General features: G+C 57.6%; 16 protein-coding genes, 1 other RNA gene and 1 pseudogene. 4 read left to right on the forward strand and 14 right to left on the reverse strand.

Going from position 1 to position 16,153, the window contains the following annotated elements:
- Positions 1 to 24 precede the first annotated feature (24 nt).
- Together ETG88_RS03485 and yczE are read right to left on the reverse strand one after the other, a co-directional pair.
- A complete protein-coding gene (locus tag ETG88_RS03485) occupies positions 25 to 1,092 on the reverse strand; it encodes a LacI family DNA-binding transcriptional regulator (RefSeq protein WP_129034625.1) in 1,068 nt (355 codons plus the stop codon).
- Positions 1,093 to 1,167: 75 nt separating this feature from the next.
- Positions 1,168 to 1,779, reverse strand: a complete 612-nt coding sequence (gene yczE / locus ETG88_RS03490) for a membrane protein YczE (protein WP_129034627.1) — start codon at positions 1,777 to 1,779, stop codon at positions 1,168 to 1,170.
- Between the two features lie 84 nt (positions 1,780 to 1,863).
- Between yczE and yczR the strand changes: the two genes are divergently transcribed.
- Positions 1,864 to 3,285: a MocR-like transcription factor YczR gene (gene yczR / locus ETG88_RS03495; RefSeq protein WP_129034629.1), complete on the forward strand. Its 1,422-nt coding sequence runs from the start codon at positions 1,864 to 1,866 to the stop codon at positions 3,283 to 3,285.
- A 63-nt stretch (positions 3,286 to 3,348) separates the two neighbouring features.
- Here the strand turns inward: yczR and ETG88_RS03500 are convergent, their stop codons facing one another.
- The 3 genes from ETG88_RS03500 to ffs form a co-directional block, all read right to left on the reverse strand.
- Entirely contained in the window at positions 3,349 to 3,564 is a 216-nt protein-coding gene (locus ETG88_RS03500; protein WP_014069144.1) for a hypothetical protein, read from the reverse strand.
- The gene (locus ETG88_RS03505) at positions 3,561 to 3,812 is read right to left on the reverse strand and encodes a hypothetical protein (protein ID WP_100777388.1); all 252 of its coding nucleotides are present in this window, start codon (positions 3,810 to 3,812) and stop codon (positions 3,561 to 3,563) included. Before ETG88_RS03505 ends, ETG88_RS03500 begins: the two co-directional genes overlap by 4 nt.
- Positions 3,813 to 4,057: 245 nt before the next feature.
- Positions 4,058 to 4,154: signal recognition particle sRNA small type (gene ffs / locus ETG88_RS03510), an RNA gene on the reverse strand.
- 241 nt (positions 4,155 to 4,395) lie between these two features.
- Between ffs and ETG88_RS03515 the strand changes: the two genes are divergently transcribed.
- Positions 4,396 to 4,707, forward strand: coding sequence for an MGMT family protein (locus ETG88_RS03515; protein WP_123429366.1), 312 nt, complete (start codon positions 4,396 to 4,398; stop codon positions 4,705 to 4,707).
- 36 nt (positions 4,708 to 4,743) lie between these two features.
- On the opposite strand, the gene ETG88_RS03520 is transcribed toward ETG88_RS03515, so the two are convergent.
- Positions 4,744 to 5,313 (reverse strand): YbaY family lipoprotein, encoded by a 570-nt coding sequence (locus tag ETG88_RS03520; protein WP_100777390.1) that lies wholly within the window; start codon positions 5,311 to 5,313, stop codon positions 4,744 to 4,746.
- Between the two features lie 204 nt (positions 5,314 to 5,517).
- On the opposite strand from ETG88_RS03520, the gene tesB reads away from it, so the two are divergent.
- The gene (tesB, locus tag ETG88_RS03525) at positions 5,518 to 6,378 is read left to right on the forward strand and encodes an acyl-CoA thioesterase II (RefSeq protein WP_107704138.1); all 861 of its coding nucleotides are present in this window, start codon (positions 5,518 to 5,520) and stop codon (positions 6,376 to 6,378) included.
- Between the two features lie 103 nt (positions 6,379 to 6,481).
- Here tesB and amtB read toward each other — a convergent pair whose 3' ends face one another.
- The 5 genes from amtB to ETG88_RS03550 form a co-directional block, all read right to left on the reverse strand.
- Complete coding sequence (gene amtB / locus ETG88_RS03530) at positions 6,482 to 7,768, reverse strand: ammonium transporter AmtB (RefSeq protein ID WP_129034633.1); 1,287 nt, start codon at positions 7,766 to 7,768, stop codon at positions 6,482 to 6,484.
- Positions 7,769 to 7,803: 35 nt separating this feature from the next.
- Positions 7,804 to 8,142, reverse strand: a complete 339-nt coding sequence (glnK, locus tag ETG88_RS03535; RefSeq protein ID WP_012016323.1) for a P-II family nitrogen regulator — start codon at positions 8,140 to 8,142, stop codon at positions 7,804 to 7,806.
- A 219-nt stretch (positions 8,143 to 8,361) separates the two neighbouring features.
- Positions 8,362 to 10,143, reverse strand: a complete 1,782-nt coding sequence (locus tag ETG88_RS03540) for a SmdB family multidrug efflux ABC transporter permease/ATP-binding protein (RefSeq protein WP_129034635.1) — start codon at positions 10,141 to 10,143, stop codon at positions 8,362 to 8,364.
- Positions 10,136 to 11,908 (reverse strand): SmdA family multidrug ABC transporter permease/ATP-binding protein, encoded by a 1,773-nt coding sequence (locus ETG88_RS03545; RefSeq protein WP_100777394.1) that lies wholly within the window; start codon positions 11,906 to 11,908, stop codon positions 10,136 to 10,138. The genes ETG88_RS03540 and ETG88_RS03545 overlap by 8 nt, the downstream gene beginning before the upstream one ends.
- 42 nt (positions 11,909 to 11,950) lie before the next feature.
- Positions 11,951 to 12,409 (reverse strand): Lrp/AsnC family transcriptional regulator, encoded by a 459-nt coding sequence (locus ETG88_RS03550; protein WP_012016320.1) that lies wholly within the window; start codon positions 12,407 to 12,409, stop codon positions 11,951 to 11,953.
- Between the two features lie 116 nt (positions 12,410 to 12,525).
- Between ETG88_RS03550 and ETG88_RS03555 the strand changes: the two genes are divergently transcribed.
- Positions 12,526 to 13,572 carry a PLP-dependent cysteine synthase family protein gene (locus tag ETG88_RS03555; protein ID WP_100777395.1) on the forward strand — a complete coding sequence of 349 codons (1,047 nt, stop codon included), beginning with the start codon at positions 12,526 to 12,528 and terminating at the stop codon, positions 13,570 to 13,572.
- A gap of 50 nt (positions 13,573 to 13,622) precedes the next feature.
- Here ETG88_RS03555 and cof read toward each other — a convergent pair whose 3' ends face one another.
- From cof to ETG88_RS22245, 3 genes and pseudogenes are all read right to left on the reverse strand, one after another.
- Positions 13,623 to 14,441 carry an HMP-PP phosphatase gene (gene cof / locus ETG88_RS03560; RefSeq protein ID WP_102104287.1) on the reverse strand — a complete coding sequence of 273 codons (819 nt, stop codon included), beginning with the start codon at positions 14,439 to 14,441 and terminating at the stop codon, positions 13,623 to 13,625.
- Positions 14,442 to 14,591: 150 nt separating this feature from the next.
- Positions 14,592 to 15,776 (reverse strand): amidohydrolase, encoded by a 1,185-nt coding sequence (locus ETG88_RS03565; RefSeq protein ID WP_129034637.1) that lies wholly within the window; start codon positions 15,774 to 15,776, stop codon positions 14,592 to 14,594.
- 15 nt (positions 15,777 to 15,791) lie between these two features.
- Positions 15,792 to 16,153 (reverse strand): annotated as a pseudogene (locus ETG88_RS22245) (MFS transporter); the annotation flags it as partial.

Consider the following 16,153-nt stretch of genomic DNA (forward strand, 5'->3'; position numbering starts at 1 on the left):
GAAGCGAGCCAGATCACAAAAGGATCAGTGCCGCGCCAACTGCTCAGCCAATAGCGCCAGGGATTTCAGCTGCTGTGCCAGCGCTTCGCGATCGGCCTGATCGGGGGCGTGACGGGCGCTGGAGTGGCGCTCCACCAGCGTGACAGGAAGCTGCGTTTGCCAGAGTTCATCCGTTGATCCGGAAAGCAGCCACTCGACGCTGCGCTCGCCGGCCACGCGAAACGCCTGCCGAATGGTGGTCAACGGCGGGGAGAACCAGGCGCTGTCAGCGGTATCATCAAATCCCACCACCGACATCTGCCCCGGTACGGCTATCCCTTTTTCAGCACAGGCGCGCATCACACCGAGGGCCATCTGATCGTTCGCCACCAGAATGGCATCAGGAAGAGCGCTACCCGCCAGTAGCTGATGACCTTTTTCATACCCTGACGCCGCGCTCCAGTCGCCATGGGCCATCGCACACGGAACCAGATTGTCCTGCGCCAGCCGCGCCTGCCAGCCCGCGAGACGCGCGCGCGACGAGACGGAACTCTCTGGCCCGCTGAGCAAGGCAATGCGTCGGTGTCCAAGCGACAGCAGGTGCTCTGCGCCAAGCTTAGCGCCCTGTTCCGCATCAAAGGCCAGGCGATGAACTTTCGCTTCAGGGGAGACGTCGAAGAATAACACTGGCACCGGTGCGGCAAGCTGGCGAATCTGTTCGGCGAGGGGATCGTCGAGGGGAACGTTGACCAGCAAACCTTCCACGCGCTGGGCCAGTAACTCCTGGAGTGCCGCCTGGCACCGCTCAGGATGCTCCACCATCGAAATCAGCACGCTTGCGCCGCACTCGCCCGCGCGGGATTTTACCGCAGAGGCAATTTGCGAGGGCGCATGCAGCGCCAGGTCGGTGGTAATCAGCCCCAGCGTGCGGGTTCGTTTTCCGGCCAGTTGCTGCGCACCGCGATTGGGGACGTAGTGCAGTTCAGCCATCGCCTGCTGCACCTTTTCACGGGTCCTTGCGGAGACGTGCTCCGCGTCGTTTATTACGCGGGAGACCGTCTGATAGGAAACGCCCGCCAGGCGGGCAACGTCATAGAGAGTGATGGCTTTCATGCTTTTCGTATCGCAGCGAGAGATGCCGTTATTCTGGCACAGCACGGCGGGTAAAGCATGTGAGCGCTTCGCAGTTTAAACAATTCGTTCCGGCTCTGGCACCAGCGTCACCTGCGGCTTCTGACGAAACCACGGCAGGCAGATCTGGATCAGCGGGCCGATAGCCAGCGCGTACAGGACCGTGCCCACGCCAAAGGTTCCGCCGAGCACGCAACCAATCAGCAACACCGACACTTCAATCGCCGTACGCACGCTGCGCACCGACCAGCCCGTGCGGGCGTTAATGCCGGTCATCAGGCCGTCGCGTGGGCCGGAGCCAAAGCCTGCGCCGATGTACATTCCAGTCGCCAGCGCATTGACCACCACGGCGGAGATGAGCAGCGCGCTGCGCGCCACCAGCGAACTCATTTCCGGGAGCAGCGACAGGGACGCATCGGCCGCCAGGCCAATCACAATGACGTTACTGATTGTGCCGAGGCCAGGGCGCTGACGCAGTGGGATCCAGAACAGCAGCACCAGCGCACCGGTCAAAATCATTACCGTGCCGATGTCCATCGTCAGCAGGCGGGCCACGCCCAGATGGAACACGTTCCACGGATCGGCACCGAGATCGGCGCGGACAAACATCGCCGTAGAAAGCCCGTAAAATCCCAGTCCGACGTAAAGTTGCAGTAAGCGACGCAGCATGATGGTTCTCCAGAAAGTTATGCTTTCATCCTGGCTGAAAATGGCTCTATGATTAATGTCCAGTTTTCAAATAGTGGACTGCATATGTCATCTCGTCGCTTCGGTAGCCAGTCGCTGGTGCGCCTCTTAGGCCACTGGCAACAGCCCTCCTCCCGCACGCCTTTATGGCGACAACTGGCGGACGCACTACGCCTGTTGATTCTCGATGGCCGACTGGCCCTCGATACGCGCCTGCCCGGTGAGCGCGAACTGGCTACGGTGCTCAACGTGAGCCGCACGACGATTGCCAGCGCGCTCGCACACCTGCGCGACGCCGGGTATCTGGAGAGCCGCCACGGCAGCGGCTCCCGCATTATTCTCCCGGACAGCCACGCCGTCCCGACGCGAGCGGCCATCAGCACTGCGCTGGATCTCTCAACCGCCGCGCTCAGCGCCGGGCCGGAAATTCACCAGGCTTATACCCACGCGCTCACCGCCATGACCCATCACCTCTCTCACACGGGTTATGACCAGCTGGGCTTACCGGAGCTGCGCGAAACCATCGCCGCACGCTATTCTTCGCGCGGGCTGCCGACGCGGGCAGATGAAATTATGGTGGTCAACGGTGCGGTCAGCGGCCTGGCGCTGGTGCTGCGCATGTTGACCGGGCCAGGCGATCGGGTGGTGGTGGATCATCCCACTTACCCGCTGGCGATTGCGGCAATCCAGGGCGCATCCTGTCGTCCTGTTGGCGTGGCGCTGCCGGAATCGGGCTGGGATACGGACGGCTTTGCCGCGACGCTGGCGCAAACCGCGCCGCGACTGGCGTATCTGATGCCGGATTTCCATAATCCCACCGGGCGCTGCATGGACATCGCCACGCGCCAGACCATCACCGATATCGCCGCACAAACCCGCACCACGCTGGTGGTGGATGAGACCATGGTTGACCTGTGGTTTGATGCGCCACCCCCGCCGCCGCTGGCGACGTTTAACCCGCAGGCCAACGTCATTACCCTCGGTTCGGCGGGCAAAAGTTTCTGGGGGGGATTACGCCTCGGCTGGATCCGCGCCTCGTCGCGCACCATTGCCACGCTGGCCCAGACGCGCGATACGCTCGATCTTGGATCGCCGTTGCTGGAACAGCTGGCCACCCTGTGGCTGATTGAGCACGCCGCCACTTTCCTGCCCGCAAGACGGCAGATGCTGACAGAACGCCGCGATCGCTGCAGCGCGTTAATGCGCGAGCATTTTCCGGAATGGCGTTTTCACGAACCAGAAGGCGGGCTGTCGTATTGGGTGGAGCTGCCGGGGATGGTCGCCACGCAGCTCGGCGCGCGGGCGGAGACGCTGGGAATTCATCTCGGCACCGGCACACGCTTTGGGCTTTCCGGGGCGTTTGACCGCTATCTGCGTATGCCCTTCTCAATGGATTCGGCGCAGCTGGAAAATGCGCTACTGCGAATTAAACCGCTGTGGAACTCGCTGAACAGAAGTGAAAGTTATTTAAAACGTGGCGTAATATAACCAGCGGGAAATAAAAACTGCTGGCTGCACTAGATGCAGTCAGCAGTTTTCACAGGTTTGTCATCAGTGCTGAGGAGGAATCGGAAAACCTTTCAGAGAAATAACGAAATTTTCTCCTTCTTTCTTTATTTTCGCGCCCGTATCACACCAGTCAGACGCAATGCGAAAGAACTCATCACTTCCTACATTCCAGCCAAGACGGACGTGTTTTACGTAGCCTGAACGAAGCAGATCGCAGGCCTCTTTGTAGTCGTTGGCAGTAGACAGTTGTTGTTTCATTTTCTCTTCTTCAGAAGTTTGCGTAGAGCCTTGATTTCTTTAGGAGTAAAAGGAGTCACACTCTCTTCTTCCGTATGCTGATTATCAATATCCTCTTCCGTTACTCCCGCCTCTTCTACTGCCTCAAACGCCAGCAGCAGCAGTTTTTCTGTCGTCACGCTTAAATTCTCGTTATTCGCTTCGGCATAATGACGAAGTCTCTCTTTTAGCGCTTCATCAATTTTTACGTTTAAGACTGCAGTGCCCATGTTTGTCACTTCCCTTCGGAATAAGTTATTTAATTTAATACACGAAGTTACCGGGGCAATCCACTGATATATTTTTTGCTTATGACGGATTAAAAACACCCCGACATTAATTTGCCAGTCTATTATTACAGGTTTATGACAATATTATTTCATTGCAATGAAGGATGTATTACATAACCCCTTTATATTCATGGGCAATATTTTTGAAGGGGGAAATTTTTCAGGGAGGCAGAAATGGGTGGGGGCCCTGCCAGCTACATCCCGGCACACACGTCATCTGCCTTGGCTGCTTCCTTCCGGATCTGACCTGGTAAACAGAGTAGTGTTGCGGGAGAACCAACAGAGCCCCCATTGAGAGCGTTGTTACCCAACGCGCTGGCGCATTATCCCTGCACAGGATCGCAATTGCAAGTTAACCGCGACCGGATGATGGTTTATTGCGCAAACTGTGGAATTTATCCGGGATTATGCCCATCCCCGCATGAAATCTGCGCTGGACTGCGCGATTATGCCTGTCTACATTAGACCCGAACTTCCCGCCCTTGTTCCGGAAGAATCGATGACCCTACCAAAGGAGCGCCACATGGATGAACATGACTCTTTCCCCCAACGGGTCTGGCAAATTGTGGCCTCGATTCCTGAAGGGTATGTCACCACCTATGGTGATATCGCAAGACTCGCCGGTTCCCCGCGCGCGGCGCGTCAGGTCGGCGGCGTGCTGAAACGTCTGCCGGAAGGCAGTACGCTGCCCTGGTATCGGGTGGTAAATCGACATGGCGAAATTTCACTGACCGGCCCGGATTTGCAGCGTCAGCGCCAGGCATTGCTGTCTGAAGGTGTGCAGGTGTCAGGAAAAGGGAAGATTGATATGCAGAAGTATCGCTGGGTGTATTAACTGCCCTCCCCGCGAAGGAGAGGGCAAAGGTCAGACTTAATACTGTGTCGGTGCAGGCACGGCAGAAGACGGGTTAACCTGCGTTGGCGACGTTGACGGAACCGTCGTCGCGGCACCACCGCCCTGCTGTAACGGCACGGCAGTCTGCTGAACCGGAACCAGCGTCAGGTCAGCTTTGGTCCCGCCCTGGTTGATCACCGGCTGTACCGTATCGGTAATGAACACCAGTTTGTCGTTCACGGTAATCGCTGCGCTCAGCAGGATACGCGCGTTCGGCTGGATTTCTGCCGGGTTAAACGGCAGCACAAAGCTGAACGGTGACTGTTTCCCTTCGGTACGTACCGCTTTCTGCGACAGCACTTTAGACGGCGCATCGGCCAGAGAAGCATCCGACAGGGTCACCGTTAAGACGGCGTCCGGCGGCAGGGCCACTTTCTGGCGGATCCACACCGTACCGGAAACGTTAGGTTGCTGCATGGTTGGCTGTGTCGTCGCTCCAGCGGCATTTGGGTTTGGCGCTGGCGTCTGGATGTCGGCACTTTTATCCGCACAGGCAGACAGAGCAACCGCTACCGCTAAACCACTAAGCATGTGCACGAGTTTCATTGAGTTCTCCTTATCTTCAATGCACCAGCGGGATCGATCCCGCCAAGAGTCGTTAGCAAATACATAACGTGACTAAGTGTGGCACATATCACTTATATATGCCTGGTTTCAGCCGCTTATTCAGATTATTGCACCCATCGGACCACTCTCCTTTTTACGTTATAATCATCCTATCTTTCGCCACGGCGTTTATTGAGGACCACTATGAGTCAAGCACTGAACAATCTGCTGACATTACTGAATCTGGAAAAAATTGAAGAAGGACTCTTTCGCGGGCAGAGCGAAGACCTTGGCTTACGCCAGGTTTTCGGCGGCCAGGTGGTGGGACAGGCGCTGTATGCCGCCAAAGAGACCGTGCCTGCAGACCGTCTGGTGCACTCTTTTCACAGCTATTTTTTACGTCCTGGCGACAGCGCAAAACCGATAATCTATGACGTCGAAGTGCTGCGTGACGGCAACAGTTTTAGCGCCCGCCGCGTCGCGGCCATCCAGAACGGCAAGCCGATTTTTTATATGACGGCGTCATTCCAGGCACCGGAAAGCGGCTATGAGCATCAGAAAACGATGCCGCCTGCCCCGGCACCGGACGAACTGAAATCGGAAACGGACATTGCCCGGGCGCTGGCGCATCTGTTGCCGCCGCAGGTGAAAGAAAAATTCCTTTGCGATAAACCGCTGGAAATCCGCCCGGTCGAGTTCCATAACCCGATGAAGGGCCATATCGCCGAGCCAAAACGTCAGGTGTGGATCCGCGCCAACGGCGCAATGCCGCAGGATCTTCGCGTTCACCAGTATCTGTTAGGCTATGCGTCAGATTTCAACTTCCTGCCGGTGGCGCTGCAGCCACACGGCGTGGGCTTCCTCGAAAAAGGGATGCAGGTCGCGACTATCGACCACTCCATGTGGTTCCATCGTCCGTTCGACATGAACGAATGGCTGCTGTACAGCGTGGAAAGCACCTCAGCGTCGAGCGCGCGCGGGTTTGTTCGCGGTGAGTTCTATACGCAGGAGGGCGTGCTGGTTGCCTCTACGGTGCAGGAAGGGGTAATGCGAAACCGGGGATAATCTGTGCCCTTACCTCGCCCTCTTCTCGTGACGGTCCGTGACTGAGGGAAAAAATAAAGCCTCCCATCGGGAGGCTTTTTGCTACAGGAGAAACTCAATCTGCTCAGGCGTTGTACGCATTCTCGCCGTGGCTGTTCACATCCAGCCCTTCGCGCTCTTGCTCTTCCGGTACACGCAGGCCAACGGTCATGTCCGCCAGTTTGTAGCCAATGAAGGCCACAATACCCGACCAGACGATAGTGATGGCGATACTTTCCAGCTGAACCAGCAGCTGATGGCCCATGGTCACGCCTTCTGCGTAGCCTACGCCACCGAGGGACGTCGCGGCGAAGATACCGGTCATGATGCAGCCGACGATACCGCACACGCCGTGCACACCGAACACATCACAAGGATCATCGACACGCAGAACGCGTTTCAGCGCCGTTACGCCCCACAGACCCGCCAGACCGGCAACGATACCAATCAGCAGCGCGCCGCCGACACCGACATAACCGCACGCCGGGGTGATGCCAACCAGACCGGCAATCGCACCGGAACAGGCGCCCAGCAGGGATGGTTTACCGCGTACCACCCACTCACCAAACACCCAGGAGAGGATTGCGCCTGCGGTGGCTACCACGGTGTTCACAAAGGCCAGCGCGGCGATTTCGTTTGCAGCACTTGCTGAACCGGCGTTGAAACCGAACCAGCCAAAATAGAGGATTGCCGTACCGGTGAAGACCATCGGCAGGTTGTGCGGTTTAAACGCCTCTTTGCCAAAGCCCACACGCTTGCCAATCAGGTATGCCCCGACCAGACCTGCAACCGCAGCGTTAATATGCACCACCGTGCCGCCTGCGAAGTCCAGCGCACCGTGAGACGCCAGCAGACCGCCGCCCCAGACCATGTGCGCAATCGGCACATAAGAGAGTGTCAGCCACACCACCACGAAGATCAGCACGGCGGAGAAACGAATACGTTCTGCCAGCGCGCCGACGATCAGGCCGACGGTGATACAGGCGAATGACCCCTGGAACGCCACGTGGATGTACTGATAGAAGCTCCCCATCAGGGCAGTCAGCTGGATATTTTTCAGCATCGCCCAGTTGAAGTTGCCGAAGAAGGCGTTGCCTTCGCCGAAGGCCAGCGAGTAGCCGTAGACCACCCACAGGACGCAGACCAGCGCGAAGGTCACTGCGACCTGCGTCAGCATGGACAGCACGTTCTTACCGCGGATCAGACCGCCGTAAAACAGCGCGATGCCCGGAATTGTCATGAACAGCACCAGCGCGGTGCAGATCATCATAAAGGCGTTATCCGCCTTGTCGGCTACCGCAGGAGCCGCCATCGCCAGGCCCGGCAGCAGTGCCAGAGACCCCAGAGCTGTTTTGATTGTTGCTTTCTTCATTTTCTCGATCCCTATCACTGTGTGCCAGGAGTTACTTACAGTGCAGCTTCGTCAGCTTCGCCCGTACGGATGCGAATGACGCGCTGCAATTCGGCAACGAAAATTTTGCCGTCGCCAATTTTTCCGGTGTAAGCCGCTTTGCTCACCACATCAATCACCTCATCGAGTTGATCGTCAGCGATAGCCACATCAATCTTCACTTTAGGCAGGAAGTTGACGCTGTATTCGGCTCCGCGATAAAGCTCCGCATGGCCCTTCTGACGCCCAAAGCCTTTCACTTCGGTAACCGTCAGTCCCTGAATCCCCATTGAAGACAGTGCTTCACGAACGTCTTCGAGTTTGAATGGTTTGATGACAACCGTAACCAGCTTCATAGTTCCTCTCCAGTCAGAATTCGATAATGGCCGCGTTTTACAACAGAGGTATAGCAAGGGGTGTGCCAGAGTTTGAAAAGGCGAAGAAATCAGGCGGCAAAGGCAGGAAAAGGCTCTTCTGAAGAAATGGATAAAAAAAACGCACCGTGACAGTGCATGGTGCGTTTCATTTTTGCACCAACAGAAATCCCTGTTAGCGCGGTGCTTAATTTTGGTGCATCAGGCGCTCAGAGACTCCTCTTCGCGCGTGCTGGCGGCCAGCTCTTCTCCGGCCAGCTGCAGCTGGTACATTTGCCAGTAGCGTCCTTTCGCTTCCAGCAGCTCGCGATGCGTGCCGCGCTCGACGGCTTGCCCGCGATGCAGCACCAGAATGGTATCGGCATCAACAATCGTCGACAGACGGTGCGCAATCACCACCAGCGTGGTCTTCTCCCGCACTTCCGCCAGCGCCTGCTGAATGGCCTGCTCGGTGCCAGAATCAATGCTGGCCGTCGCTTCGTCGAGAATGAGTACCTGCGGCGTTTCAATCAAGACTCGCGCCAGCGCCAGCAGCTGCTTCTGCCCCACGGAGAGGTTATTGCCCTGCTCGCCCAGTTTGGTGTAGATCCCATCGCTCATGGTGCGTGCCAGCTCTGCCAGCTGGACTTTCTCCAGCACCGCCCAGACCTGTTCCTCGCTAAACGGACGGCCCAGAGTGACGTTGGCAAAGAAGGAGTCGGCCATCACCACCGGGTCCTGCTGCACCATCGCAATCCCCTTGCGCAGCACGTCGTGGCTCAGGGTGGAGAGCGGACGACCATCAAGACGGATTTCACCGCTCGTAAGCGGGTAATACCCCATCAGCAGGCTGGCGAGGGTACTCTTACCGCTGCCCGTGTGACCCACCAGCGCGACAAAGCTGCGCGACGGGATATCAAGATGAATGTCCTGCAGCACCAGACGATCTTCGCGATAGGCAAAAGAGGCATGATCGATCTCGATCGTGCCGCTTTTCAGTTCGCGCTCGTCGTCGCCGTAGGTTTGGCGTGGACGATCCATCAGCTCGAAGACGCGTTCACCGGCGACCACCGCCTGCTGCAGAATGGACTGCTGTGTCGTCAGTTCGATCAGCGGCTCGTTCAGACGCCCGAGGTAGCTGATAAACGCGTACAGCACACCCACTTCAATCGTGCCGCCCGCACCGAAACCAAACAGCATCAGCAGACCGCACAGCACCAGCGCCGAAAACAGGCTCAGCAGCGGACGCAGGAGGAAACCGTCCAGACGCAGGGTTTGCATGCGCGCCATATAGTGCGAGCGGCTCGCCTCACCCATGCGTTCGCCAAAACGTGCCTGCTGACGGAACTGCTGAATCACGCTCATGCCGTTGATGACTTCGTTAAAACCGTCGTTAATGTCCGCCAGATAAGCGCGAACCCGGCGCACAATCGGCGTGCTGTAGCGCTGGTAAATCACCATGACGATTAGCACTGCCGGGAAGATGGTGATTGCCACCAGCGCCATACGCCAGTCGAGGCTGAACATCGCCACCAGCATGGCGCCGACGAGCGCGGCGCTGCGCAGCACCGTGGCGACCACGGTCACGTACAGGTCGCGGATCACTTCCGTATCGTTGGTGACGCGGGAGATCACCTGGCCGACGGGCTGGGTGTCAAACTCAATCAAGGGCTGGCGCAGGGCCGCATCCATCACGTCGGTGCGCAGCTGTTGCACTACGCCGACCGCCGCCTGGTTAAACAGCAGCGACTGAGCATAGTGCAACGACGCCGCCAGCAGCTGAAGCCCGACGTAAGCCGCGCCCAGTCCTGCAACCAGTCCCAGCGGCAAATAGCTTTTAGCGACCATGTTGTCGATGAAATAGCTGATCAGCAGCGGGCCACTGACTTCGGCAATCGCCGCCACCCACAGCATCACCACCGCGATAGAGAGCGGTTTGCGCCATGGCGAACCGTAGGCCAGCAGGCGTTTCAGCGTCGGCCACAGCTGGGTAAACTTACGCATGGGTGGCCTCCTCGTTCAGATCTGGCGCATCGTCCAGGGCCGCCTCCAGCTGTTGATAGCGGTGCATATCGCGATACCACCCGGGCTGTTCCGCAAGCTGATCGTGGTGCCCGCGCTGGGCTATATGCCCGTGCTGCATCACCAGAATTTCGTTCGCTTCCGTCAGGGCCGAGAGCCGGTGGGCGCTAATAATCACCGTCCGCCCTTCGCCCCACTGACGCAGGTTATGCAGGATCTGGTGTTCCGTGCGCCCGTCGACCGCGGAGAGCGCATCGTCGAGGATCAGAATTTCAGCATTCAGCAGCAGCGCACGCGCAATGGAAATACGCTGTTTCTGCCCGCCCGACAGCATCACGCCGCGCTCGCCCACTTCGGTGGCATAACCCTGCGGCAGGCGAAGAATATCATCGTGGACGCTGGCCAGGCGCGCTACGTGCTCAATCTCTTCCTGCGTCGCCGTGGGATGACCCAGCGCGATGTTGTTGGCAACCGTATCCGAGAACAAAAACGGCGTCTGGCTGACGACCGCCAGACGGCTGCGCCAGGCGTCCAGCTGCAGGCGCGTCAAGGGAATATCGTGAAAACGAATGTCCCCCTGGGTGACATCAAAGTGACGCTGAATCAGCGACAGCACGGTGCTTTTCCCGGCACCGGTTGGGCCGCAGATCCCCAGCATCTGTCCTGGGCGCAGCGTAAAGTTGACGTTTTCCAGCGTCGGGCGTTCGGTTTGCGGATACGAAAACGCCGTAATCGCCACCTCCAGCACACCGCGCCCTTCCGGCACGGATTCGCTGCCGTCGTTCACCACCGGTGCTTCCGCCAGCATCGCGCGAATACGGCTGTACGCCGCGCTGCCGCGTTCGACGATATTAAACATCCACGCCAGCGCCAGCATCGGCCAGATCATCAGCCCGAGATACATGGCGAAGCTGGTCAACTGACCGAGGGTCATGGAGCCGTTGACCACCATCCAGCTCCCGCCGCCAATTGCCAGCAGATTGGCGGTGCCAATGGCGATATAAATCGTCGGGTCAAAGCGCGCATCAATTCGCGCCACGCGCAGGTTTTTCGCGCCGGTGTCTGCGGCATCGGCGGCAAACTGCGCCGACTGGCGATCTTCAAGGCCAAAGGCTTTGATCATGCGGATGCTGGTCATGCTCTCCTGAGTTCTGTCGTTCAGAGAGGAGAACGCCGCCTGGGCCAGCTTGAAGCGCTCGTGCAACTGTTCGCCGAAGCGGTTGATGGCCAGCGCCATGAGGGGCATTGGCAGCAGCGCCAGCAGGGTGAGCTGCCAGCTGATTTGCGTCGACATCACGATCAGCACCGCGCAGCCCATCACCAGCGAATCAACCAGGGTTAACACCCCTTCCCCGGCGGCAAATACCACGCGATCCACGTCGTTGGTGGCGCGTGCAATCAGATCGCCCGTGCGGTGGCGCAGGTAGAATTCAGGATGTTGGCGGCTGAGCTGACGATAAAAATCTTCGCGCAGCTCCACGGCGAGCTGATACGACGCGCCGAAGAGCAGCACGCGCCAGACGTAGCGCAGCAGGTAGACAATCACCGCAGTCAGGACCAGCGTGCCGATCCACATCATCACCCGTGCGGTGGTGTAATGTTGTTCTGTGACGCCGTCCACCACATATCCCACCACTTTCGGCGGAATGAGCTGGAGAATGGCAATAATAATAAGCAGGGCCACTGCGCCGAGATAGCGTCGCCACTCCCGGCGGAAGTACCAGCTTAACTGAGCAAATAATCGCACGCGGTAAATTCCTGAAGGTATTGTTCCGGCAAGGCCTGGAAGTTATTCAATGGGTAAAGCGGTGGTGTATTTAATCTGTTCCATGGCGAAGCTTGAGGTGACATCCGACAAGCCCGGCACGCTGTTGACCAGCCGTTTGTAGAAGTCGTCATAGCGTTTCATGTCCGCCACCTGCACGCGCATCAGATAGTCGTATTCCCCTGCCATGCGCCAGAAACCGAGCACTTCGGGCATCTCGGAGACCTCGGTGACAAACCGGCAGTACCAGTCGCTGCTGTGGTGCTGCGTTTTTATCAGAACAAACGCGGTCAATCCAAGCCCCAGTTTTTCGGGATCGAGCAGCGCCACGCGGCCCAGCAAAACGCCGTCGTCTTCCAGTCTTTTTAGGCGTTTCCAGCAGGGTGTGGTGGTCAGATTAACGGCATCAGCGAGCGCCTGCAAAGAGAGGGTGCAGTCCTTTTGCAGCAGAGAGAGCAGCTTACGGTCAATTTTATCTAACATACCCCGCCTCACAGAGAATAATTTTCTCCTGACATTCTATTTTAAAGGCCAGATAGCAACAATTTTTTCTGTGCTTTTCGTTATCCTAGGCACAAAATGACAAATGGATACACACGATGAATAGCACCTGGGTCAAACACGCAATCAGCGAAATCAATGCCGACTATCAGCGCTCGGCGGACACCCATCTTATCCGCCTCGCCCTGCCGGGGTTTTCCGGAATTCAGCTCTACCTGAAAGATGAAAGCACTCATCCAACCGGCAGCCTGAAGCATCGTCTGGCGCGTTCGCTTTTTCTGTATGGGCTGTGTAACGGCTGGATCAACGAGGGCACCACGATTATTGAGTCGTCGTCGGGTTCGACTGCCGTGTCCGAGGCCTATTTCGCCCGTCTGCTTGGCCTGCCGTTTATCGCCGTGATGCCCTCCTGTACCGCAAAACGCAAAATCGAGCAGATCGCGTTTTACGGTGGACGCTGTCATTTTGTTGAAAGCGCCTGCGAGATCTACGCCGCGTCAGAAATGCTGGCCCGCGAGCTGAACGGCCATTACATGGATCAATTTACCTTCGCCGAACGTGCAACCGACTGGCGCGGGAATAACAACATTGCCGACAGTATTTTCCGCCAGATGAAGAATGAACCGCATCCGGAACCGTCTTACATCGTGATGAGCGCGGGCACCGGCGGGACCTCTGCCACCATTGGCCGCTATATTCGCTGCCAGGGTTACGATACAAAACTGATGGTGGTTGACCCGCAAAACTCCGTGTTCCTCGACTACTGGCAAAACCGTGACGCCAGCCTGCGCAGCCCGGTGGGCAGTAAAATCGAAGGTATCGGCCGCCCGCGCGTGGAGCCGTCGTTTATTCCTGATGTGGTCGATGAGATGCTGCGCGTGCCGGATGCGGCAAGTGTCGCCACCGCTCACTGGCTGGAAACGCAGCTGGGCCGAAAAGTGGGGGCTTCCACGGGGACTAATATGTGGGGCGCGCTACAGCTGGCCGTGCGGATGCGCGAAGAGGGCAAGAGCGGTTCTATCGTTACGCTGCTTTGCGACAGCGGAGAACGCTATCTGGACACCTACTACAACGCGGACTGGGTGAAAGCCAATATTGGCGACATCGAGCCGTGGAAAGCGCAAATAGCGCAGATGACAAAATAAAAAAAGCCAGACCGATAAACATCGACGTCTGGCTTGCTGGAAGGGTCTCACTATTCGGGGGAATACGGGAGGTTTGGTTTATCCAGCCAATGAGTCAAAAAATGGGACACCGCTTCGTTACGGCAATGTCCGATAACCGGGAGATGCGACAGCTCAGCAATCAGCTGCGGCATCGCATTTCCCATAATCACACCGCGACCTACGCTGCCCAGCATTTCGCGGTCGTTCATGGCATCGCCAAATGCCATACAATCCTGCATCGTTAAACCGAGGTGGTCGCTCAGGACCGCCAGCGCAGACCCTTTGTTGCATCCCACCGGCAGCACTTCGAGACACTCCACCGCCGAGAAGGTCAGGTGCGCACGGTCGCCTAACGCTTCGTTAAGCTGAATGCGCAGACGGCACAGATCGTCGTGATCGCCGCAGAAACAGATTTTCGTCACCGAGTGCGCAGGGATACGGCGCAGATCCGTCAGCTGGTAGCGAAAACCGCTGTAGACGTGCGCTTTCAGCAGTTCAGGGATCTCTTCGCCCGTCAGCCAGCCGGTGTCGTTAAACACGTGAATACTGGCCTGCGTATCCCAGGTGCTGTGCAGCACCAGATCTGCCACTTCCGGGTCCAGATCCTGACGATGCAACATTTCGCCTTCCACCGAGTGAATGCGCGTACCGTTGCCGGTGATGAGAAAAGCATCCATCGACAGTTTGCCGAGCAGGTGGCGCATCTCCAGAACATGACGGCCCGTGGCAAACGTCAGGGTGATATCACGCTCATGCAGCCGCTTCAGCGTGCTCAGGGTTTTCTCTCCTAAGCGGTGATCCGGCATTAAGAGCGTGCCGTCCATATCAAATGCTGCAAGCCGCGCCATGATGACTCCGAAAATGTGATGGGGTTAATCTGGGTATCAGTATTGCCCGCGATATACGGAAGTAATAGTGAATAGATGATTATTATTGTTCCGGGTTTTATACAGGCGTAAAAAAACGCTGCGGTTGCAGCGTTTTGATGGGGGAGAGAATCAGGCGTGATTAAGAAGCAGGTGCTGAATAAATCCAACATGCAGTCTGACGCCCGTCTGCAACGCCGCTTCATCCAGACGGAATCGCGGATTATGTACGCCGTAGGTCGCCCCGATGTGCTCATTGCCGCTGCCGATAAACAGGAAACAGCCCGGTACTTTTTGTTGATAGGAAGAGAAATCTTCGCCACCAAACAGGGGATGCGCAATCTCCCGCAGCGCCTGATCGCCGAGCGTGGCGCGAATCACTTTGCGGGCAATAGCGCAGGCCTCAGGATGGTTATTGCCGCTGGCGTAACCCCGCGTCCAGTTCAGGGTAAACTGCGCGCCGTGCGCGGCGGTAATGCCCGCAATAATTTGCTCCATCTGCTGTGGCACCTGCTGACGCACGCTGTCGTGATGGGTTCGCAACGTCCCCGCCAGTTTGATGCGCTCCGGGATGACGTTATAGCTTTCGCCGCTCTGGAAGGTGGCGATGGTCAGGACCGGTACCTGAAGCGGGTCGGTGCGACGTGACACCACATTTTGCAGGGCCGTCACCACTTCCGCGCCAATCACCACCGGATCAATGCACAGATGCGGCATGGAGCCATGCCCGCCCTTGCCCACAATGGTGATATCAAAATTATCCGTTGAGGCGCAGAAGACGCCCTCTTTCAGCCCGACTTCCCCCGTCGGGAAATTCGGCATCACGTGCAGCCCGAAGATTTTTTCCACCCCGTCGAGCACCCCGAGATCAACCAGCTCCTGCGCGCCTCCCGGCGGCACCTCTTCGGCGTGCTGAAAGATAAAGCGCACCGAGCCGTGCAGCATCGACTGGCACTGTGTCAGCACTTTCGCCGCCCCGAGCAGCATGGCGGCATGCGCATCATGGCCGCAGGCATGCATCACGCCCGGTACCGTCGAACAAAAGGGTTCGTCGTTCTCTTCCTGGATGGGCAGCGCGTCAATATCGGCACGCAGCGCATAGCACGGCCCGTCATACGCCCCTTTCAGATCGGCAATGACGCTGTTGGGCGTCAGGCGCGTCAGCGTTAAACCGCCAAAACTGGCCAGTGCATCGGCAATATAGTCCGCCGTTTTATGCTCCTGAAATGAAAGCTCTGGATGAGCATGAATGTGTCTGCGCCAGCGCAAAACGTCCTCTTTCACATCAGCCAGCATCGCTTCAATCGTAAATGCCATCACATGTCTCCTCAGTTAAGCCGCATCGCTCAGAGCGGAGCGCGTTTTCAGCTCCAGCGGCAACATGGCAAGCCCGGCAACCACCATTGCCAGCGCCAGAAAAACAAACGTCGAGAGGTAGTCGCGACTGACGGTAATCAAATACCCCATTGCAATCGGGGCGACAAAACCGCCCAGCGTCCCACCGGTGTTTATAATCCCCATCGCCGCGCCCATCACCTCCGGCGGCAATCGTTTCATGGGTAAGGTAAATACGGTCACGAAAGCGGCCATCAGGAAAACATAACCAAAGAACAGCAGCAGCCCGGCGGTGAACGCCGAAGTGGAGGTGTAGACCAGCCAGATGCAGACTGCGCTTAGCAACGCGCAGCAAAAAA

This window comes from Lelliottia nimipressuralis (assembly GCF_004115925.1).
Taxonomy (GTDB): domain Bacteria; phylum Pseudomonadota; class Gammaproteobacteria; order Enterobacterales; family Enterobacteriaceae; genus Enterobacter; species Enterobacter nimipressuralis.

Coding starts and splice junctions, on each gene's coding strand:
- ETG88_RS03555 (WP_100777395.1), top strand. CDS start 12,526: ATGAATAGCACCTGGGTCAAACACGCAATCAGCGAAATCAATGCCGAC.
- yczR (WP_129034629.1), top strand. CDS start 1,864: ATGTCATCTCGTCGCTTCGGTAGCCAGTCGCTGGTGCGCCTCTTAGGC.
- ETG88_RS03540 (WP_129034635.1), bottom strand. CDS start 10,143: ATGCGTAAGTTTACCCAGCTGTGGCCGACGCTGAAACGCCTGCTGGCC.
- ETG88_RS03500 (WP_014069144.1), bottom strand. CDS start 3,564: ATGAAACAACAACTGTCTACTGCCAACGACTACAAAGAGGCCTGCGAT.
- ETG88_RS03485 (WP_129034625.1), bottom strand. CDS start 1,092: ATGAAAGCCATCACTCTCTATGACGTTGCCCGCCTGGCGGGCGTTTCC.
- yczE (WP_129034627.1), bottom strand. CDS start 1,779: ATGCTGCGTCGCTTACTGCAACTTTACGTCGGACTGGGATTTTACGGG.
- amtB (WP_129034633.1), bottom strand. CDS start 7,768: ATGAAGAAAGCAACAATCAAAACAGCTCTGGGGTCTCTGGCACTGCTG.
- ETG88_RS03515 (WP_123429366.1), top strand. CDS start 4,396: ATGGATGAACATGACTCTTTCCCCCAACGGGTCTGGCAAATTGTGGCC.
- glnK (WP_012016323.1), bottom strand. CDS start 8,142: ATGAAGCTGGTTACGGTTGTCATCAAACCATTCAAACTCGAAGACGTT.
- ETG88_RS03565 (WP_129034637.1), bottom strand. CDS start 15,776: ATGGCATTTACGATTGAAGCGATGCTGGCTGATGTGAAAGAGGACGTT.
- ETG88_RS03550 (WP_012016320.1), bottom strand. CDS start 12,409: ATGTTAGATAAAATTGACCGTAAGCTGCTCTCTCTGCTGCAAAAGGAC.
- ETG88_RS03520 (WP_100777390.1), bottom strand. CDS start 5,313: ATGAAACTCGTGCACATGCTTAGTGGTTTAGCGGTAGCGGTTGCTCTG.
- tesB (WP_107704138.1), top strand. CDS start 5,518: ATGAGTCAAGCACTGAACAATCTGCTGACATTACTGAATCTGGAAAAA.
- ETG88_RS03505 (WP_100777388.1), bottom strand. CDS start 3,812: ATGGGCACTGCAGTCTTAAACGTAAAAATTGATGAAGCGCTAAAAGAG.
- cof (WP_102104287.1), bottom strand. CDS start 14,441: ATGGCGCGGCTTGCAGCATTTGATATGGACGGCACGCTCTTAATGCCG.